Origin of the sequence: Phreatobacter sp., from assembly GCF_016793595.1 — a bacterium.
GTDB lineage: Bacteria > Pseudomonadota > Alphaproteobacteria > Rhizobiales > Phreatobacteraceae > Phreatobacter.
Genome location: NZ_JAEULY010000009.1, coordinates 67592 through 85256, shown reverse-complemented (window position 1 = coordinate 85256; position 17665 = coordinate 67592). Strand labels below are relative to the sequence as shown.

General features: G+C 66.9%; 22 protein-coding genes. 13 read left to right on the top strand and 9 right to left on the bottom strand.

From position 1 onward, the window contains the following. Window positions 1-113: 113 nt before the first annotated feature. Window positions 114-1235, bottom strand: coding sequence for a GTP cyclohydrolase II RibA (gene ribA / locus JNK84_RS11365; RefSeq protein WP_293424120.1), 1122 nt, complete (start codon window positions 1233-1235; stop codon window positions 114-116). Between the two features lie 373 nt (window positions 1236-1608). Here ribA and JNK84_RS11360 point away from each other — a divergent pair, with 373 nt between their 5' ends. After that, a complete protein-coding gene (locus JNK84_RS11360) occupies window positions 1609-2160 on the top strand; it encodes a cytochrome b (RefSeq protein WP_293424118.1) in 552 nt (183 codons plus the stop codon). Between the two features lie 101 nt (window positions 2161-2261). Here the strand turns inward: JNK84_RS11360 and JNK84_RS11355 are convergent, their stop codons facing one another. Continuing rightward, window positions 2262-2444: a YdcH family protein gene (locus tag JNK84_RS11355; protein ID WP_293424116.1), complete on the bottom strand. Its 183-nt coding sequence runs from the start codon at window positions 2442-2444 to the stop codon at window positions 2262-2264. Window positions 2445-2712: 268 nt separating this feature from the next. Between JNK84_RS11355 and JNK84_RS11350 the strand changes: the two genes are divergently transcribed. From JNK84_RS11350 to JNK84_RS11340, 3 genes are all read left to right on the top strand, one after another. Then, window positions 2713-2925, top strand: coding sequence for a YdcH family protein (locus JNK84_RS11350; RefSeq protein WP_293424114.1), 213 nt, complete (start codon window positions 2713-2715; stop codon window positions 2923-2925). 343 nt (window positions 2926-3268) lie between these two features. Next, window positions 3269-3778 carry a 5-(carboxyamino)imidazole ribonucleotide mutase gene (gene purE / locus JNK84_RS11345; protein WP_293424112.1) on the top strand — a complete coding sequence of 170 codons (510 nt, stop codon included), beginning with the start codon at window positions 3269-3271 and terminating at the stop codon, window positions 3776-3778. After that, entirely contained in the window at window positions 3765-4856 is a 1092-nt protein-coding gene (locus JNK84_RS11340) for a 5-(carboxyamino)imidazole ribonucleotide synthase (protein ID WP_293424110.1), read from the top strand. The genes purE and JNK84_RS11340 overlap by 14 nt, the downstream gene beginning before the upstream one ends. On the opposite strand, the gene JNK84_RS11335 is transcribed toward JNK84_RS11340, so the two are convergent. The 4 genes from JNK84_RS11335 to JNK84_RS11320 form a co-directional block, all read right to left on the bottom strand. Then, entirely contained in the window at window positions 4843-5742 is a 900-nt protein-coding gene (locus JNK84_RS11335) for a DMT family transporter (RefSeq protein ID WP_293424108.1), read from the bottom strand. The genes JNK84_RS11340 and JNK84_RS11335 overlap by 14 nt on opposite strands. Before the next feature lie 82 nt (window positions 5743-5824). Next, window positions 5825-6064 (bottom strand): cysteine rich repeat-containing protein, encoded by a 240-nt coding sequence (locus JNK84_RS11330; protein ID WP_293424106.1) that lies wholly within the window; start codon window positions 6062-6064, stop codon window positions 5825-5827. A 4-nt stretch (window positions 6065-6068) separates the two neighbouring features. Beyond that, window positions 6069-7055, bottom strand: a complete 987-nt coding sequence (locus JNK84_RS11325; protein ID WP_293424104.1) for a small ribosomal subunit Rsm22 family protein — start codon at window positions 7053-7055, stop codon at window positions 6069-6071. After that, window positions 7052-7843, bottom strand: coding sequence for an SDR family NAD(P)-dependent oxidoreductase (locus JNK84_RS11320; RefSeq protein ID WP_293424103.1), 792 nt, complete (start codon window positions 7841-7843; stop codon window positions 7052-7054). Before JNK84_RS11320 ends, JNK84_RS11325 begins: the two co-directional genes overlap by 4 nt. A 123-nt stretch (window positions 7844-7966) precedes the next feature. On the opposite strand from JNK84_RS11320, the gene JNK84_RS11315 reads away from it, so the two are divergent. Next, entirely contained in the window at window positions 7967-8290 is a 324-nt protein-coding gene (locus JNK84_RS11315; RefSeq protein WP_293424929.1) for a YnfA family protein, read from the top strand. A 5-nt stretch (window positions 8291-8295) separates the two neighbouring features. Here the strand turns inward: JNK84_RS11315 and JNK84_RS11310 are convergent, their stop codons facing one another. Continuing rightward, a complete protein-coding gene (locus JNK84_RS11310) occupies window positions 8296-8832 on the bottom strand; it encodes an MOSC domain-containing protein (RefSeq protein ID WP_293424101.1) in 537 nt (178 codons plus the stop codon). Between the two features lie 149 nt (window positions 8833-8981). On the opposite strand from JNK84_RS11310, the gene JNK84_RS11305 reads away from it, so the two are divergent. The 3 genes from JNK84_RS11305 to tsf all read left to right on the top strand — a co-directional run bounded on the left by JNK84_RS11305 (window position 8982) and on the right by tsf (window position 11843). Next, window positions 8982-9626: an HAD hydrolase-like protein gene (locus tag JNK84_RS11305; protein ID WP_293424099.1), complete on the top strand. Its 645-nt coding sequence runs from the start codon at window positions 8982-8984 to the stop codon at window positions 9624-9626. A 168-nt stretch (window positions 9627-9794) separates the two neighbouring features. Continuing rightward, window positions 9795-10787, top strand: coding sequence for a 30S ribosomal protein S2 (locus JNK84_RS11300; RefSeq protein WP_293424097.1), 993 nt, complete (start codon window positions 9795-9797; stop codon window positions 10785-10787). 132 nt (window positions 10788-10919) lie between these two features. Then, entirely contained in the window at window positions 10920-11843 is a 924-nt protein-coding gene (tsf, locus tag JNK84_RS11295; RefSeq protein WP_293424095.1) for a translation elongation factor Ts, read from the top strand. Window positions 11844-11900: 57 nt separating this feature from the next. Here the strand turns inward: tsf and JNK84_RS11290 are convergent, their stop codons facing one another. After that, entirely contained in the window at window positions 11901-12542 is a 642-nt protein-coding gene (locus JNK84_RS11290) for a 2-hydroxychromene-2-carboxylate isomerase (protein ID WP_293424093.1), read from the bottom strand. A 4-nt stretch (window positions 12543-12546) separates the two neighbouring features. After that, on the bottom strand, window positions 12547-13281 hold the full coding sequence (locus tag JNK84_RS11285) for an SDR family oxidoreductase (protein WP_293424091.1): 735 nt from the start codon (window positions 13279-13281) through the stop codon (window positions 12547-12549). 185 nt (window positions 13282-13466) lie between these two features. On the opposite strand from JNK84_RS11285, the gene pyrH reads away from it, so the two are divergent. The 5 genes from pyrH to dxr are packed head-to-tail and all read left to right on the top strand — an operon-like array spanning window position 13467 to window position 17615. Then, window positions 13467-14183, top strand: coding sequence for a UMP kinase (gene pyrH, locus JNK84_RS11280; protein ID WP_293424089.1), 717 nt, complete (start codon window positions 13467-13469; stop codon window positions 14181-14183). 59 nt (window positions 14184-14242) lie between these two features. Then, on the top strand, window positions 14243-14809 hold the full coding sequence (gene frr, locus JNK84_RS11275; protein WP_293424087.1) for a ribosome recycling factor: 567 nt from the start codon (window positions 14243-14245) through the stop codon (window positions 14807-14809). Between the two features lie 16 nt (window positions 14810-14825). Then, on the top strand, window positions 14826-15587 hold the full coding sequence (locus tag JNK84_RS11270; RefSeq protein ID WP_293424928.1) for an isoprenyl transferase: 762 nt from the start codon (window positions 14826-14828) through the stop codon (window positions 15585-15587). Between the two features lie 5 nt (window positions 15588-15592). Continuing rightward, window positions 15593-16441, top strand: coding sequence for a phosphatidate cytidylyltransferase (locus JNK84_RS11265; protein ID WP_293424085.1), 849 nt, complete (start codon window positions 15593-15595; stop codon window positions 16439-16441). Window positions 16442-16445: 4 nt separating this feature from the next. Beyond that, window positions 16446-17615 carry a 1-deoxy-D-xylulose-5-phosphate reductoisomerase gene (gene dxr / locus JNK84_RS11260; RefSeq protein WP_293424083.1) on the top strand — a complete coding sequence of 390 codons (1170 nt, stop codon included), beginning with the start codon at window positions 16446-16448 and terminating at the stop codon, window positions 17613-17615. Window positions 17616-17665 lie beyond the last annotated feature (50 nt).

Sequence of the window (17665 nt, the reverse complement as noted above, 5' to 3'; positions counted from 1 at the left end):
ATCCGGCGACGGGAAGCGCCTTGATATCCCATCGGCGGTTGCGGTGCGATGAAGGATGCCCGTCGCATCCTCGATCGCCCGTTCACTCGCGATTCAGCGCAAACGGTGCCCGGTTACTTGCCGGCGGTCAGGCTGGCGAGCAGCGCATCCGCATCGATGGCGTGGCCAGCGCGGTCACGCTTGGATGTCAGGTAGCGGACATTCTGGTCGGTGGCCCGGCCGATCACCCGCCGCTCGGAGACAACGTCGAGCCCGGCCTCGCGCATGGCCGCGACCTTCAGCGGGTTGTTCGTCATGATATCGATGCTGGTGACGCCGAGCTGCTTGAGCATGTTGGCCGCGAAATCGAAGCGACGCTGATCGAGATCGAAACCAAGAACCTCGTCGGCGTCATACGTGTCCCAGCCAAGCGACTGGAGCTTGTAGGCGCGCATCTTGTTGGCGATGCCGTTTCCGCGCCCTTCCTGATCCAGATAGAGCAGGATGCCGCCACCATTCTCGGCCATCCACTGCACGGTGCCGCGCAGCTGGTCGCCGCAGTCGCATTTCAGCGAGCCGAACAGGTCGCCCGTCAGGCAGGCGGAGTGCAGGCGCACAGGCACCGGCCGGTCAGGAGAGGGCTTGCCGACGATGATCGCCACCTGGTCACGCAGGCCTTCGCCGCCGCGAAACACGACAAACTCGCTTTCGGGGGCGTTTTCGAGGGGCACGGGAGCTCGCCCGACAATGGCCAGGTGGCGCGACTGGGCGCGGCGATAGCCGACAATATCATCGGATGAAACGGCGATGACCTCGTCCGGCGCCGCATCGGCAGCGAGCGGGGCAACGACGACGGCCGGAATGGTCAGCGCCAGACGCGCCAGTTCCAGGGCGGCCTCGTCGAGCGCATCGACGGGCGCGACCGGCGCGTCGATGCGCGCCTCGACGAGCAAGGCAAGCTGCTCGACGCGCGCGAGATCGATGCGGTGCAGGGCGACGCGGCCGGGAACGCCGCGTTCGAGCCCGAGGCGGCGGAGACGTGCCGCAGGCAGGACCAGATGCGGCGCGCCGGACGCCTGCGCCGCAAGCGCAGTCGCGAGTGGCAGGTCGAGCGTTTCGACGCCAGCGACGGCGATCCGCGCATCCTGCCCGTCGATCCGCACGGGGCGTCCAGCGCGAAACTCGGCGATGGCCCGTTCGGCGCGGGCGCGGGAAACGTCGTCGGACGCCCCGAGAAGGCCGGTCTCACTCGTCATGCGGCTGCCTTGGCAATGTCATTCGGGACGCTGGTCAAAAAAGCCAGCTCCTGAGAGACTTATCTGGGTCGGATCGGCGCACCGTTCAAGCGCGGGATCGCGTGGCAGGTGCGATGGAACCGCCATGCCTATAGAGCCATGATTGGCCGGATCGTGTCACTATGCGCTTCGGCTGACGACGGAAGGCCAGTCGGGCTTCGTTTCCGTCACACTTGCAAGTTGCCGATGTGCCGCCGATCATCGCGCCGAGACAGGAAGTTCCGCCAGCGGCGGGATGGTCGGTTGCGCGCCAGCCTTGCGCATCCACCGGCCGGTAGCAGGGCGTATCCGACCAGCAGAACGAATCCTACACACCGGGCGAGAGCATCAAGCCATGCAGCCAGAGACCTACTCGACCCCCCATCGCGTCATTCACTGGGTGATGGCCGCCATCATCTTCGCCATGGTGCCGGTCGGCGTCTACATGGCCAGCATTCCCTATCCGCCCGATCCCGCCGCCAATCCCGCGCTCAAGAACTCGCTCTACGAATGGCACAAGTCGTTCGGACTGATTGTGTTCTTCCTGGCCTGTGCCCGCGTGGCCGTTCGGCTGGCCAAGGGCGTTCCGCCTCCGGAAGCATCGCTGACGCCCTTCGAGCGCATCGCCTCGACCAGCGTTCACCATCTGCTCTACATCCTGATTTTCGTGGTGCCTTTCGCCGGATGGCTGGCGACATCCATGTGCTACGGGCCGGTCAACCTGTTCTGGACCATCCCGATGACGCTGCCTTTCTCGGGGCAGGAGGCGACCTGCACAGCCATCTACAAGGTTCATTTCGGCGCGGCATTACTCATGACACTGCTGGTCTTCGCCCATATCGGCGGCGCCCTGATGCACCTCGTCGTCAAGCGTGACGGCGTGTTCTGGCGGATGTGGGCGCGATAGGGCCCCGTCAGAAACGAAACCGCCGGCGCCTCAAGGGCTGCCGGCGGTCCGTTCAACGGTTCGGCCGCGCCGCGCGCGGCCATGATCCGGTGGAGTGTCCTTTAGTGCACACTCCGCTCGCCGGACTTCAGGCGTGCGATCTCGTCCTTCAGGAGCAGTTTGCGCCGCTTGAGCGCAGCGATTTCGTCGTCGCCCGACGAGGGACATGCCATCGTCTCGGCCAATTCGCGATCAAGCGCCTCGTGGCGCCGTTCGAGTTCCGTAAGATGCGACTGCAGGCTCATCCATATCCTCCTGGGAATGGGGCTTGCCGGCGCGGATCGGACAACCGTCCGAAACGCATCGGACGCCACCAGTCTGGACCTGAATACGGCAAAGTAAAGTCACGGAATGTTACGACTCACAGGACAGCTTGCCGTGGCAACGCCTGCTTGCCCACGCCTGCTTGCCCACGCCTGCTTGCCCACGCCTCCTTGCCCTCGTGACGCCCCGACGCGATAGTGACGCAGCACGGGTCTCGGATGGACCCGGCGACAGGCTTGCGGGCGGCAGATGGCATTGAACGAGGACGAGGAGAGCGCGCTGGCCGATGAGCTGGAGCGCCTGCGGCAGGAACACCGCGACCTCGACACGGCGATCGAGGCGCTTGCGGCGCTGGTCGTGGCCGACCGCCTGCAGCTTCAACGCCTGAAAAAGCGCAAGCTCGCCCTGCGCGATCGCATTGCCTATCTCGAAGACGTGCTGACGCCCGACATCATCGCGTGATGGTTTCGGGCTGCGGGCAGGTCGCTGGTCCCTCGGTCTTCAAGGCTAATGTTGCGCATTAATAAATTTCACTAACATATGGTAATTATGTCGATATGGAGAGCGTATCGGCAGTCCGGCATGCTGATTTCGAGGCCCATCCGCGCGACCATGCCGCAGTCCGGGCGCGCGTTCCGGCTCGGGTGCCAACTGAACAGCATCAGAGAATGAACGGCCGACCGGCAGCCTTCCCGCGTGATACGGAAGTGCTATCCGCCGCCCTTGCCGCGCCGCAAGGCTCTGCCTATGCTCCGCCGCTTCTTGTCGCATGCCGTCGATCCCTCGACGGGCGGGGGAGGCGTCGATGCCGGAGACGGCCGCGGGCGGGGCGAAACCCGTCGCGATCATTATGGGTTCGCAGTCCGACTGGACCACCATGCGCCATGCCGCGGAAACGCTGGAGGCGCTTGGTATCGGCCACGACGCGCTGATCGTGTCGGCCCACCGGACGCCGGACCGGCTGTACGACTTCGCGAAGTCCGCCAAGGCCAGGGGCTATCGGATCATCATCGCGGGTGCGGGCGGCGCCGCGCACTTGCCGGGCATGACCGCATCGCTGACGCCGCTGCCGGTCTTCGGCGTGCCGGTGGAGAGCAAGGCGCTTTCGGGCGTCGACAGCCTCCATTCCATCGTGCAGATGCCTGGCGGAATACCGGTCGGCACGCTCGCCATCGGCAAGCCGGGGGCGATCAACGCGGCGCTGCTTGCGGCTGCCGTGCTGGCGTTGAACGACGACGCGCTAGCCGGTCGGCTGGACGATTATCGCGCGCGCCAGACGGCCGCCATTGCGGAGCGCCCTCGTGACGAGCAGTGATCGGTCCGCCGGACCGGATTCGATCATCGGTATTCTCGGCGGCGGCCAACTGGGCCGTATGCTGGCGCTGGCGGGAGCAAGGCTCGGTCTGCGCTGCCAGGTCTATGCGCCGGAGCCGGAAAGCCCGGCTTTCGACGTCGTCAGGCGCATCACCGAAGCCGACTATTCCGACGAAGTGGCGCTGGCCCGCTTCGCCGAGGACGTCGATATCGTCACCTACGAATTCGAAAACGTGCCGGACAAGGCCGCCAATTTCCTGTCGAGCCGCCTGACCGTCCGTCCTGGACCAAAGGCGCTATCCGTCTCGCAGGATCGCGTGGTCGAGAAGACCTTCGCGCGCGAATGCGGCCTTGGCGTCCCGGATTTCGAGCCGGTCGACAGCGTCGAGGACCTCGCCCGTGCGCTGGAGCGGCTCGGGCGGCCCGCCGTGCTGAAGACGCGGCGCTTCGGCTATGACGGCAAGGGGCAGGTCATCGTCCGGCAGGGTGACAGCCCCGAGACGGCTTTCGCGGCCATTGGCCGGCAGCCGGCCATTCTTGAAGCCTTCGTGCCTTTCGAGCGCGAGATTTCAGTGCTGATCGTGCGCGGCGCGGACGGCGAGATCCGCCACTACGATCCGGTCGAGAACGTCCACAGAGGCGGTATCCTGCGCACCTCCACCGTGCCGGCGGCCATCGACGTCGGTCTCTCGGCCAAGGCGGCGCTGATGGGCACCGTGCTCGCGGAGAATCTCGACTATGTCGGCGTTCTCGCCGTGGAGCTGTTCGTGACCCGCGAGAAGACGCTGCTGCTCAACGAGATGGCGCCCCGCGTCCACAATTCCGGCCACTGGACGGAGGCCGCCTGTCACTGCTCGCAGTTCGAGAACCACATGCGCGCCGTCGCGGGCCTGCCGCTCGGCTCAACGGCCCGCCATTCGGATGCGGTGATGCAGAACCTGATCGGGCAGGATGTCGAGAACTGGCGGCGGATCGCCGCAGAGGACGGCGCGGTGCTCCACCTCTACGGCAAGCGCGATCAGCGCGACGGCCGCAAGATGGGTCACGTGACAAGACTCTCGCCGCTCACCCGTAGCTGAGCAGCACGGCGACGCCGGCGACGATCAGGACGATGCCGAAAGCATCGCGCGGCGATGTCGCCTGCTTGATGATCGCGCCGGAGACGATGCCGGCGAACAGCACCTCGACGAGCGCGAGCGTGCGGACCTTGGCGACTGTTTCCAGCGCGAAGGCGAGAAACCAGAACTGCGAGGCGAAGGCGCCCATGAAGCCGGCCATCACCGAGACGCGCCAGGCTTTCAGGATGGCGACGAGATTGGCGCGGTCGGCGATGGCGAGATAGCCGGACAGCACCAGCGTCTGGATGCCGAGGCCGCAGGCCAGCGTCGTCGTGGCCGCCATGATGAAACTGTCGGTATCCAGTGAGCGGATCGCGCCGCGAAAGCCAACCGCGGCGATGCCGAACAGGGCGGCGGAGAGGACGCCAAGCAGGGCGGGACGCATCGACTGCTCCGCGCCCGGCTTCCACGACATGAACAGGATGCCGGCCGTCGCCACGACGATGGCGAGCCACGCATAGCCGTTGAGGTGATCGCCGAGCAGGACGACGCCGAACAGGGCCACCAGCACCGGCTCGGTCTTGGTGTAGGCGGTTGTGACGACGAACGACCGCTGCCGCATGGCGGCGAGCATCAGTGCCGTCGCGCCGATCTGCGCGAGCCCTCCCATCAGCGTCCAGAGCCAGAACGTACTGTGAAGCGCCGGCGCCTTCGCGGGCAAAGCGGTATGGACGAGCCCAAGGAAGACCAGAGCGAAGGGGAAACCGTAGAGGAAGCGGACATGGGTCGCGCCGATCGTGCCGAGCGTCTCGGTGAGGCTGCGCTGCATGGCGTTGCGCGCGGTCTGGGCGGCGGAGGCCAGCACGGTGAAGGCGGCCCAGAGCCACGGAAAGACGACGGCGCTCATGCGGAAATCCCCATCCTGTCCCACCTATTCCCGGCGGGAGGGCCGAGGGTCAATGGCTGCGTCCGCAGGGGAGGCCGGCGGTTCAACGCGCGCCGGTTTGCCGGACGGTCGATGTGCAGTCGGCGGAAAGTCGGGTCTGGTTGGCGGTGAGGCAGGCGCGGATGCGTCCGGCATCGCGTCCCGCATCCGGGCAATGACGGTCGAGATCGGGCTTGCAGGCGCGATAGACGGCGAGACGCTGGGAAAAGGACAGGCTTTCACCCTGAGCGAAGGCCGAGATGGGCAATGCCGCGAGAATGATCGTCAGGGCAGGGAGGCGCATGGGATCATCCGTTCGTCATCGATAGCGGAAATTCATCGCCCCAGCCGCATTTGCGGGTGGAACGCGTCCTGTCGCGATCGCGTGTGGCGACATGTTCCTCGGTAATGCCCGACTGCGTGCAGAGGCGGAAGTCCGTGCCCGGTTTCCTCGCCTGTGGCGGGCGCAAAACGCGTGCAGCGGCGGGGCGCACCGCGATGCCGGGCGCTGCTGCGGCGACATAGGAATAGGGCTCGTCCTCGAACGGCACCTCCGCGCCCTTGGCGGCGCGATGGGCGCGCAGACGTGGCAGACGTTGCGAGAAATGGCACCAGTCCGGCGTCCGGATCGGGCAGGCGCCGTTGCCGGGGCAGGGGGCGAGGATCGACCAGCCCGCCGCGATCAGGCCGTCGCGGAGCGCTCGAACGGCGGCGAAGCCCGCCCTGGACCCTGGCTCGACGATTACGACAAGACCGCGCGACAGCCGCGCCAGCGCTGCCGCACAGGCCGCCAGCCGTTCGGCCGGGAATTCGTTGAAGGCGTAGGACGCGACCACGAGGTCGGCGCTTGTCGGCCGCTTCAGCGCCTCGTCGATGGCGAGCGATGTCCACGCCGCATCCGCAAGGGCCAGCGGCGCGCCTGCGGCGAGGCGCTGGCCGGTTGTCAGCATTCCCGCATGGGAATCGACCAGTTCCGCTCGGGAGAGCGTCGGAAAGGCCTCGACCGCCGCCCATGCCGCCGATCCCGGTCCGCAGCCGAGATCGATGAGCGAGGCCGGCGCGAAGTCGGTGCGTGCCGCCGCCTCGGTCAGGGCGGCGCGGGCGGCCGCGAAGGTCGCGGGCATGCGCGTGACCGCGTAGGCTGCTAGTTCGACCGGCCGGGAGAAGCGCGTCCCATGGCCGGCGCGGTAATCGGCGGAAAGCGCCGCGCTCGCCGCCGCAAGCTCCCGGCCGGGATGTTCGCTGGCCAGCGCCTCGACAGCCGCCCGCAGCGCCGGGGGCAGTTCGCCGCTCAATCCTTCACCGGAACCGTGTAGTTGAGGCCGAGACGCCCGCCGTCGGCGTAGATGGTCTGGCCGGTGACATAACTCGACGCATCCGAGGCGAGGAACACCGCGACGCTCGCGATCTCGTCGGGTTCGCCGAGGCGGCGCAGCGGCGTGCGCGAGAACAGGCGATGGCGGGCGGCCGGGTCATTGTTGACGCTCGCCAGCATCTCGGTGGCGATGGAGCCGGGGCCGATGGCGTTGACGCGGATGCCCCATTCGGAGAGGCCGAGCGCCATGACATTGGTCAGCTGGCTGACGCCGCCCTTCGATACGCAGTAGGGGATCTGGTTGGCGATGGCGAGCCGGGCGTTCACGGAGCTCATGTTGACGATGGCGCCGGCCGCCTTGCCGGCCTTGACCTGCTCGACCATGCGCTTTGCGACCGCCTGTCCGACGAGGAACGAGCCCTTGAGGTTCACGCGCAGCACCTTGTCGAAATCTGCCTCGGCAAGGTCGAGGAATTCGGCGGAATGAACAATGCCGGCATTGTTGATGAGGATGTCGATATCGCCCGCAAAGGCCGAACGGGCGCCCTGCACCAGCGTCGCCACGGAACCGGCATCGCCGACATCGGCGAAGACGAAGGCCGCCTTGCCGGTCTTGGCGAGTTCGGCCGCGGTCGCGGCGCCAGCTTCGGCATTGATGTCGGACAGAACGACGCTCGCGCCTTCGGCGACGAAACGCGCCGCGATGGCCTTGCCGATGCCGCGGGCGGCTCCGGTGACGATGGCGACCTTGCCGTCGAGTGCGCCCATTGTTCTCTCCCGATGCTGGATGCTGCTCCGCCGTGCTTCTAGAGCATTTTCGGGGCAGGTGGATACCGGGTCTCGCGCGGCCCACGTCCGATACGCATAGCTTGGCCGATGCCATCCCTCGCGATTCCGACCCTCACCGCCTACGCTGCCGCTGCTCTTGCCGAGATTGCCGGCTGCTTTGCCTTCTGGGCCTGGCTGCGGCTCGGCAAATCAGTGCTCTGGCTTGGTCCCGGTCTGCTCGCGCTCGCCTTCTTCGCCTGGGCGCTGGCGCAGGTGGAAGCGGAGCACGCCGGCCGCGCCTATGCGGCCTATGGCGGCGTTTACATCATGGCCTCGATCGCCTGGCTCTGGATCATCGAGGGGCAGCGTCCCGATCGCTGGGACATGACCGGCGCGGCCATCTGCCTTGTCGGTGCGGCGGTGATCCTGTTCGGCCCGCGCAGCTGACGCGTTCAAACCTTTTCCAGCGGGCGATGCGGCGCGGCCGGCAGTTCGACGTCGATGCGGTCGCCGATGCCGACGTGTCCGCCCTCGATCACGATACCCATGATCCCCGCCTTGCGGATGAGCCTGCCCTCGGCGTCGCGGTCCAGCACCGCCTGCATCAGGCCATCCTGAAACCGGTCGAGCTGGATGCAGGGATTGCGCAGGCCGGTGACCTCGATGACGGCGCCGCCGATGGAAAGGCGCGCGCCGGTCGGCAGTGCCAGAAGGTCGATGCCCTCGGTGGTAATGTTCTCGCCGATATCGCCGGGCACGACGGTGAATCCCCTCGCCGCGAGTTCGGCGAAGAGTTCCGCGTGGATGAGATGGACCTGCCGGAGGTTTGGCTGACTCGGGTCGAAGCGCACCCGCGAGCGGTGCTTGACCGTGACGCCGCGATGGGCATCGCCCTCGACGCCTTCCCCGGTGATGAGCGTGATCCGCTCGGCGCGCTCCTTGGAGAAGCGATGGCGGCGATCAAGGCTGACGGAAACGACCGATGCCATGCTGCCCTGTCCTTCCGCCCGATCCGGAATCCGCGCCTTTTGGCCCAACGGGAAGGCCTTGTCACGTCATGTTGCGACGCGGCGGACCTGCGGCGTTGCGGGTGGACGCGCAATGCGCTCCCGCCTAAACGGGCCGGATGTCCACGACCGTGCTCTTCGACCTCGACGGAACGCTCACCGATCCGGCGCCCGGCATCATCGGTTCGGTGCGCAAGGCACTTGTCGATCTCGGCCACGAACCGCCGCCCTTCGAGGCGCTGACCTGGGTCATCGGGCCCTCGCTGCGCCAGAGTTTCAGGCAATTGCTTCCCGAGGGCGGCGACCCCGAGATGGCGCTCGAGCGCTACCGATTCCACTATCGCGGCGGCGGCATGTACGACCTCTCGCTTTATCCGGGCATCATGGACGCGGTGACGGCGATCCGCTCGGAGGCGGGTCGGATGTTCGTCTGCACGGCAAAGCCCGAGCCCTATGCCGTGCCCATCGTCGAGCATGTCGGCTACGGGCCCCTGTTCGAGCGGGTCTATGGCGCGGCGCTCGACGGCAGCCTCGACGACAAGGCCGACATCATCGCGAAGATCATCGCGGAACAGGCGATCGATCCGAAACGCACCGTCATGATCGGCGACCGGCTGCACGACATCCATGCAGCCCAGCGGCACGAAATGCCGTCCATCGGCGTTGCCTGGGGCTATGGCGGTATCGAGGAACTGACGAAAGCCGGCGCGACGGCAATCTGCGAGCGGCCGCAGGATTTGCCGGGAATGGTCGCGAGGCTGAGGCGGCAGGCTTAGGACGTCGGCTATCGCGTCAAACTTGCGCTTTCCGCCCTGATCGTGTATCGGCCGGCCCATTCCACACGCGGACCCGCGGCTGAGGACACATTTCCTTTGCCGCTCCGGTGGTGACGGGCTCCATCCGGAGCCGGCCATAGTCCGCGGAGGCATAACCGGAGAAGACTTATGGCGCTGCCCGATTTCAGCATGCGTCAGCTTTTGGAAGCTGGCTGCCACTTTGGCCATCAGGCCCACCGCTGGAACCCGAAGATGAATCAGTACATCTTCGGCGTCCGCAACAACATCCATATCCTCGACCTCGCGCAGACCGTGCCGATGCTGCATCGTGCGCTCGTCGCCGTCTCGGACACCGTCGCCAAGGGCGGCCGCGTGCTGTTCGTCGGCACCAAGCGCCAGGCCCAGGAGGCGATCGCCGGCGGCGCCAAGCAGTGCGCCCAGTACTATGTCAATTCGCGCTGGCTCGGCGGCACGCTGACCAACTGGAAGACGGTGTCGGGCTCGATCTCGCGCCTGCGCAAGCTCGACGAGCAGCTCTCGGGCGGCGGCGCCGGTTACACGAAGAAGGAAGCGCTGACCCTCTCGCGTGAGAAGGACAAGCTCGAGCGCGCCCTCGGCGGCATCAAGGAGATGGGCGGCGTTCCGGACCTGATGTTCGTGATCGACACGAACAAGGAGGCCATCGCCATCCTCGAGGCGCGTCGCCTCGGCATCCCGGTCGTCGCCATCGTCGACACCAACTGCGATCCGGACGGCATCACCTATCCGATCCCGGGCAATGACGATGCCGGCCGCGCCCTGACCCTCTACTGCGACCTGATCGCCCGCGCCGCCATCGACGGCATCGGCCGCGCCCAGGGTTCGGCGGGTGTCGACCTCGGCGCCTCGGAGAAGCCGCTCGTGGAAGATCTGCCGGCTACCGCCGGCGGCGTCGAGCGCCTCGCCGGTCCGCGCGGCCCGGCCGACGAGCTCATCAAGCTCACCGGCGTGTCGCCCGACATCGAGAAGCAGCTCAACGATCTCGGCATCTTCCACTATTGGCAGATCGCCGGCTTCACCCCGGCTGATGCCGCCGAGATCGGTGACAGCGTCGGCCTTCCGGGCCGCGTCCAGGGCTGGATCGACCAGGCCAAGGCGCTGGTCGAAGCCGAGGCGGCCTGATCGAGGCAGCGTCATTCGCCCGACACGAAACTCGTGTCGGGGGAGGCTGGTTTCCTGAGTTCCGGCCGGTCCGCGCAGCGGGCCGGCCGTTTCCCATCCGATTGATCACTTTCGAATTTCGAGGATAGACCCATGGCGAACATCACCGCCCAGATGGTCAAGGAACTGCGCGAGATGACCGGCGCAGGCATGATGGACTGCAAGGCCGCGCTTGCCGAGACCAACGGCGACATGGAGGCGGCGGTCGACCTGCTGCGCAAGAAGGGCCTGTCGAAGGCCGCCAAGAAGGCCGGCCGTGTCGCCGCCGAAGGCCTTGTCGGCATCTGGACCGAGGGCACCAAGGCCGCCGTGGTCGAGGTCAATTCCGAGACCGACTTCGTGGCCCGCAACGATCACTTCCAGGGCCTGGTGAAGATGATCGCGCACGTCGCCCTGAAGACCGGCGACAATGTCGAGGCGATCCTCGCCGCGCCCGCGACCTCCAGCGGCACCGTCGCCGATGCCATCGCCTCGTCGATCGCCACGATCGGCGAAAACCAGTCGCTGCGCCGCGCCGCCGTGGTCTCCGTTTCCGACGGCGTCGTCGGCTCCTACGTGCACAATGCGATCGATGCCGGCCTCGGCAAGATCGGCGTTCTGGTCGGGCTGGAATCGACCGGCAAGAAGGATGAGCTCGCCGCGCTCGGCCGCATGGTCGCGATGCATGTTGCGGCGGCCAACCCGCTGGCGCTCGATTTCGAAGGCCTCGACCCGGCCGTCGTCGCCCGTGAGAAGGCGATTCTTGCCGAGAAGAACGCCGGCAAGCCGGAGAATGTGCTGGAGAAGATCGTCGCTTCGGGCCTGAAGACCTACGCCAAGGAGGTCTGCCTGCTCGACCAGATGTACATCCATGACGGCGGCAAGACCGTCGCTCAGGCGCTGAAGGAAGCCGAGGGCAAGGTCGGCGCGCCGATCAAGCTGACCGCTTTCGTGCGCTACGGCCTCGGCGAGGGCATCGAGAAGGCCGAAAACGACTTCGCGGCGGAAGTCGCGGCCCAGGCCGGCATCAAGGCCTGAGTTCTTCAGTCATCGGACTTTGGAAGAGGGGCGGGCGACCGCCCCTTTTTCTTTGTCTCAGGACGCCAGCATGTCCTCGACATCGCGCAGGCGATCCTTGCCGAAGAAGATCTCGCGGCCGACGAAGAAGGTCGGAATGCCGAAAGCGCCTCGGCCGACCGACGCCTCGGTGTTCTCCATCAGCTTCGCCTTGACGCCCGGGTCCTGCGTGCGTTCGAGAATGCGCGCGCCGTCGAGGCCGGAGGCGTCGAGCGCGGCCCTGAACACCGCCGGATCGTCCATCTTCTTGGGATCTTCCCACATGTGGTGAAACCCCGCATCCATGTAGGCCGCGAGGATTCCATCGGCTTCGGCAGCCACCGCGCCGCGCATCAGCGTCAGTGTATTCACGGGGAAGAACGGGTTCATCCGGAACTGCGAGAGCCCGTGGCGCTCCAGGAAGCGCTTCATCTCCAGTCGCTCGTAATCGAGCTTGTTCTTGATCCCCGAGAAGGCCTCGAAGGGCGAGCGGTTGTTGGTCGCCTTGAAGATGCCGCCGAGAAGCACCGGCACCGCGCGCACCGTCGCGCCGGTCCGCGCCGCGATGGCCGGCAGCACCTTGTGGCTGAAATAGGCATTGGGACTGCCGAAATCGAAATGGAACTCGATGACCCTGGGTTGGGCTGATTTGGAATCGGCTGCCTTGGTATCGTCGCTCATGGTCTCACCAGCGTTCGCCATAGGGGCGGATGTCGAGTTCGTGGGTCCAGGCATCGCGCGGCTGGCGGTGCAATTGCCAGTAGGTTTCGGCGATCGAGGCGGGGTCCATCAGTTCGTCGGGCTCTATGGCGTCGCTGCCGATCCGCTTCCTGCGCAGATCGCGAACGAAGGCGGTATCGACCCCGGAATCGATGACGAGATGCGCAACATGGATATTCTTGGGCCCAAGCTCGCGCGCCATGCTCTGGGCCACGGCTCTCAGCCCGAACTTGGCGCTGGCGAAGGCGGCGAAGCCTGAACCGCCCCGCATCGAGGCCGTCGCGCCGGTGAAGAAGATCGAGCCCCGGCCGCGCGGAACCATCAGGCGCGCCGCCTCCCGGCCTGCAAGGAAACCGGAATAGCAGGCCATCTCCCAGACCTTGCGGAAAACCCGTTCGGACGTCTCCAGGATCGGGAAGTTCACGTTGGCCCCGACATTGAAGATGCAGGCCTCGATCGGGGCATGAGCATCGGCCTCGGTGAGGAAGGCGGTGACCTCTTCCTCCTTGCGGGCGTCAAGGGAGCGGCCAATGCAGGTTCCGCCGGTTGCCGTGATCTCGGCGACGAGCGGCTCGAGTTTCTCGCCGTTTCGGCGGCCGGCGAAAACGCTGTAGCCCTCCGCCGCGAAGCGACGCGCGATGGCGGCGCCGATATAGTCGCCGGCGCCGATCAGCGCGACGGTCGCGTTCCTGCTCGCCATGATGGCCTCTCCGGATGCCGGTCCGCCCACCGGCGCCGGTGAGGCTACATCGTGTATCAGCACGGTGCCAAGGAGGGGCGGGTTTTCCCGCATGCGGAGGATGGGCGCGGGTTGCGCCGGGCCGCCATTGCGCTAAACCGGCCGGCGGAAAAGCCGCATCGGGCGCGACGAATCGGGGAAACGGTATGGCAAGGCCACGCTACGGACGGGCGCTGGTGAAAGTGTCCGGCGAGGCGCTGGCTGGCGCTGAGGATTTCGGCTTCGATCCGAAGACTGTCCGTGCCGTCGCCGAGGATCTGATCGCCGCCGCCAAGGCGGGCACGCAACTGGCCGTCGTCGTCGGCGGCGGCAATATCTTTCGTGGCAAGCAGATTTCCGGCATCGGCCTGTCGCGCGTCGATGCGGACGCCATCGGACGGCTCGCCACCGTGATGAATGCCATAGCCCTCGCCGGCCAGATCCAGGCTCTTGGACATCCTGCCGTGGCCCTGTCGGCCGAGCCGGTGCCGGAGGCGCTCGACACCTACACGGTCCGCCACGCGCTGGCGCATCTCGCCGCCGGCAGGATCGTCGTGCTCGGCGGCGGTATCGGGGTGCCGCTTCTGACAACCGACACGACCGCCACGATGCGGGCGGTGGAGCTTGGTTGCGAGGTTGTCCTGAAAGGCACCAATGTCGATGGAATCTATTCGGCTGACCCCAAAAAGGACCCCAAGGCCCTGCGTTATGACCGGCTGACAGCCGACGAAGCGATTGCGAAGGACCTCAAGGTCATGGATACCGCCGCCTTCGCGCTTGCCCGGGAGAACCGTCTTCCGATAATCGTGTTTTCCCTCGACGCGCCGGGAGCCGTGGCTTCCGTTCTGGCCGGAGAGGGGCGTTGCACCGTGGTCACCGCCTGATCGCGGCCGATTGTTTCGCGAGCCCGTCCGGCCCGCATTCTGACTGAAGAGGCTGCCCCATGGCCGCGTCCCCGACCTTCGACATTGCCGATATCCAGCGCCGCATGCAGGGCGCCATCGGCTCGTTCAAACATGAACTCGGCACGCTCAGGACCGGCCGTGCCTCGCCGAACCTTCTCGATCCCATTACGATCGAGGTCTATGGACAGAACATGCACATCAACCAGGTGGCGACCGTCAGCGTCCCCGAGCCGCGCCTCCTGTCGGTGCAGGTCTGGGATCGCTCGACTGTTCAGTCGGTGGAGAAGGCGATCCGTGAATCGAGCCTCGGCCTCAATCCGCAGACCGAAGGACAGGTGATCCGCCTGCGCATTCCGGAACTGACCCAGGATCGCCGCAAGGAAATGGTCAAGGTCGCGCACAAATATGCCGAGGGCGCGCGCGTGGCCGTCCGCCACGTGCGCCGCGATGGTCTCGACATCCTCAAGACGAAGGAAAAGGACCATTCGATGAGCGAGGACGAGCACACCCGCGCCGCCGATCAGGTCCAGAAGGAAACCGACAAGCACATTGCCGAGATCGACCAGCTCCTTGTTCACAAGGAGAAGGAGATCATGACCGTCTGAGGCGATATCCGTGACGATGGCGAGCCTGCAGGATGCTGTGGTGACGGGCGGTTCAGGCCCGGTCACGCTGCCGCGTCATGTCGCCATCATCATGGACGGCAACGGCCGCTGGGCGACGCAGCGCGGTCTGCCGCGCGTCGAGGGGCATCGCAAAGGCGTCGAGGCCTTGCGGCGCACGCTGAAGGCGGCCCGCGAGATCGGTATCGAGATCGTCACGGTCTATTCGTTCTCGTCGGAGAACTGGTCGCGTCCGCCGACCGAGGTTTCCGCGCTGATGGGCCTGCTCAAGCGCTTCATTCGCAACGACCTCGCCGAGCTGCACGAGGCCAAGGTGCGGGTCAGGATCGCCGGTGAGCGCGACGATCTGGCGCCCGACATCAGGGCGCTGCTCACCGAGGCTGAGGCGCTGACCGCCGCCAATACCGGCCAGACGCTGATCGTCGCCTTCAACTACGGGTCACGGCAGGAGATCGCCGCCGCTGCCCGCCGGTTGGCCGAGGAGGTCGCCGCCGGCAGGCGCGATCCCGCCACCATCACGCCGGAGGTGCTGGAGGCGGGGCTGTCCACGGCTGGCATTCCAGACCCCGACCTGATCATCCGGACATCCGGCGAGATGCGGCTGTCGAACTTCATGATGTGGCAGGCCGCCTATTCGGAACTGGTCTTCCAGCCGATCCTCTGGCCCGACTACGGCCGGGAGGCGCTCATGGAGGCGCTTGCCGAATATGGCCGCCGCGAGCGGCGCTATGGCGGACTTTCCTCCGCCACGGGCGCGTGACTTCGATGGACCCCGACCAGAGGCCCGCCGGCGCATTCACCGATCCCGATCTCCTGCGCCGCGTCATCTCGGCGCTGGTCCTTGTCCCGGTCGCCGTCGGCACCGCCTGGCTCGGCGGCTGGCTTTTCGCGCTGTTCTGGCTCGCGGGTGCCGCGGTCGTCCTGTGGGAGTGGAACCGGCTGATCCTTCCCGATGCACCGCCCGTCCTGTTTGGCGGAGAGACGGTTTCGATCGCGGCGGCCGTCGTCCTGCTGCGCTTCTTCTGGAATCCGGGTTTCGCGCTGATCGCTCTCGGGGTCGGCACCGGCATCGCCCTGGCGCTGTCGCCGCGCGGTCGCTCCCGCTGGGCCATCGCCGGGCTCGCCTATGCCGCGGCGGTGGTCGCGGGGCCGGTCATCCTGCGCGACGATGCGGCGCTCGGTTTCGTCGCGATTCTCTGGCTTTTCGCGCTGGTCTGGGGCACCGATGTCGGGGCCTATTTCGCCGGTCGCTCCATCGGCGGCCCGAAGCTCTGGCCGCAGCTGTCGCCGAAGAAGACCTGGTCGGGCTTCATCGGCGGGGCCTTGCTCGGAACCGTGCTGGCGCTCGGCGTGGTGCGCGTCGCGGGATTGCCGCTCACCGTCCCGCTTGCCCTGGTCACGCTGGTTCTCGCGATGGCGAGCCAGGGCGGCGATCTGTTCGAGTCCTTCGTCAAGCGGCGGTTCTCCGCCAAGGACGCTGGCACCCTGATTCCAGGTCATGGCGGCGTGATGGACCGGCTCGACGGTTTCCTCGTCGCGGCGATCCTCGCGGCGCTGATCGGCCTCGCGCGCGGCGGCTTCGGTCAGCCGGCCGCCGGCCTTCTGGTCTGGTGAAGCGATGAAGCGGATCATTCTGCTGGGCGCGACCGGGTCGGTCGGATCCAGTGCTCTCGACCTGATCGGACGGCACCGCGACCGCTTCGCAGTCGAGGCGGTGACCGCCAATGGCGATGCTGCGGGTCTTGCGCGGATCGCCCGCGCCTTCGGCGCCCGCTTCGCGGCGGTCGCCGACGCGGCGGCCTATCCTGCGCTGAAGTCGGCCCTCGCCGGATCGGGCATTGAGGTAGCCGCTGGTCCCGCGGCGGTGTCCGAGGCGGCTGCCCGCCCGGCGGACCTCGTCCTTGCGGCGGTCTCGGGAGCCGCGGGGGTGGAACCGGTGCTCGCGGCGATCGGGCAGGGCACGGCGATCGCCCTCGCCAACAAGGAAAGCCTTGCCGCAGCCGGCGCCATGGTCATGGCGGCGGCGCGCGCGCGAGGCATCACGGTCCTGCCGGTCGATTCCGAGCACAATGCCGTCTTCCAGGCGCTCGCGGGCTCGCGGATGGAGGATGTCGAGACCGTCTGGATCACCGCCTCGGGCGGGCCGTTCCGCACCTGGGACGCGGCGCGGATCGCAGCGGCCGTCCCCGAGGATGCGCTCAAGCATCCGAACTACGCCATGGGCGCGAAGATCACCGTCGATTCAGCCGGTCTCATGAACAAGGGTCTGGAACTCATCGAGGCGCATCATCTTTTCGATATCGCGCCGGATCGGCTGAAGGCCATCATCCATCCCCAGCAGCTCGTCCACGGCATGGTCGGTTACCGTGACGGCTCCGTTGTCGCACAGCTCGGCGCGGCCGACATGCGCGTGCCGATCGCCCACTGCCTCGGTTGGCCGGAGCGCATCGACGGGCCGTCGCGGCGACTGAACCTTGCCGAAATCGGCCAGCTGACCTTCGAGGAGCCGGACCTCGGTCGCTTCCCGGCATTGCGCCTGGCTATCGAGGCGATGCAGACAGGCGGCAGGGCGCCAACCGTGCTCAACGCGGCCAACGAGGTCGCCGTCGAGGCCTTCCTCGCGCGGAGCATCGGCTTCGGCGACATCGCGCGCGTGGTTGGGGAAGTGCTGGAGGTCCTTGGGTCCGGCCCCGCTCCGGCCACATTGGACGATTTATGGTTGATTGACCATGCCGCGAGAGATCGCGCGCGGGTCTCTATGCATCGCGCGCCGGCTCCGGCATCCTGAACCGTGGGAGGGTATGAGTCCGCGCGCCGGTCTCATATCCAGGGACATTG

Coding starts and splice junctions, on each gene's coding strand:
- JNK84_RS11300 (WP_293424097.1), top strand. CDS start 9,795: ATGGCGCTGCCCGATTTCAGCATGCGTCAGCTTTTGGAAGCTGGCTGC.
- JNK84_RS11310 (WP_293424101.1), bottom strand. CDS start 8,832: ATGGCATCGGTCGTTTCCGTCAGCCTTGATCGCCGCCATCGCTTCTCC.
- JNK84_RS11350 (WP_293424114.1), top strand. CDS start 2,713: ATGGCATTGAACGAGGACGAGGAGAGCGCGCTGGCCGATGAGCTGGAG.
- frr (WP_293424087.1), top strand. CDS start 14,243: ATGGCCGCGTCCCCGACCTTCGACATTGCCGATATCCAGCGCCGCATG.
- JNK84_RS11320 (WP_293424103.1), bottom strand. CDS start 7,843: ATGGGCGCACTCGACGGCAAGGTCGCCATCGTCACCGGAGCCGCCCGC.
- purE (WP_293424112.1), top strand. CDS start 3,269: ATGCCGGAGACGGCCGCGGGCGGGGCGAAACCCGTCGCGATCATTATG.
- JNK84_RS11335 (WP_293424108.1), bottom strand. CDS start 5,742: ATGAGCGCCGTCGTCTTTCCGTGGCTCTGGGCCGCCTTCACCGTGCTG.
- ribA (WP_293424120.1), bottom strand. CDS start 1,235: ATGACGAGTGAGACCGGCCTTCTCGGGGCGTCCGACGACGTTTCCCGC.
- JNK84_RS11355 (WP_293424116.1), bottom strand. CDS start 2,444: ATGAGCCTGCAGTCGCATCTTACGGAACTCGAACGGCGCCACGAGGCG.
- JNK84_RS11290 (WP_293424093.1), bottom strand. CDS start 12,542: ATGAGCGACGATACCAAGGCAGCCGATTCCAAATCAGCCCAACCCAGG.
- JNK84_RS11270 (WP_293424928.1), top strand. CDS start 14,826: ATGGCGAGCCTGCAGGATGCTGTGGTGACGGGCGGTTCAGGCCCGGTC.
- dxr (WP_293424083.1), top strand. CDS start 16,446: ATGAAGCGGATCATTCTGCTGGGCGCGACCGGGTCGGTCGGATCCAGT.
- JNK84_RS11265 (WP_293424085.1), top strand. CDS start 15,593: ATGGACCCCGACCAGAGGCCCGCCGGCGCATTCACCGATCCCGATCTC.
- JNK84_RS11285 (WP_293424091.1), bottom strand. CDS start 13,281: ATGGCGAGCAGGAACGCGACCGTCGCGCTGATCGGCGCCGGCGACTAT.
- pyrH (WP_293424089.1), top strand. CDS start 13,467: ATGGCAAGGCCACGCTACGGACGGGCGCTGGTGAAAGTGTCCGGCGAG.
- JNK84_RS11360 (WP_293424118.1), top strand. CDS start 1,609: ATGCAGCCAGAGACCTACTCGACCCCCCATCGCGTCATTCACTGGGTG.
- tsf (WP_293424095.1), top strand. CDS start 10,920: ATGGCGAACATCACCGCCCAGATGGTCAAGGAACTGCGCGAGATGACC.
- JNK84_RS11330 (WP_293424106.1), bottom strand. CDS start 6,064: ATGCGCCTCCCTGCCCTGACGATCATTCTCGCGGCATTGCCCATCTCG.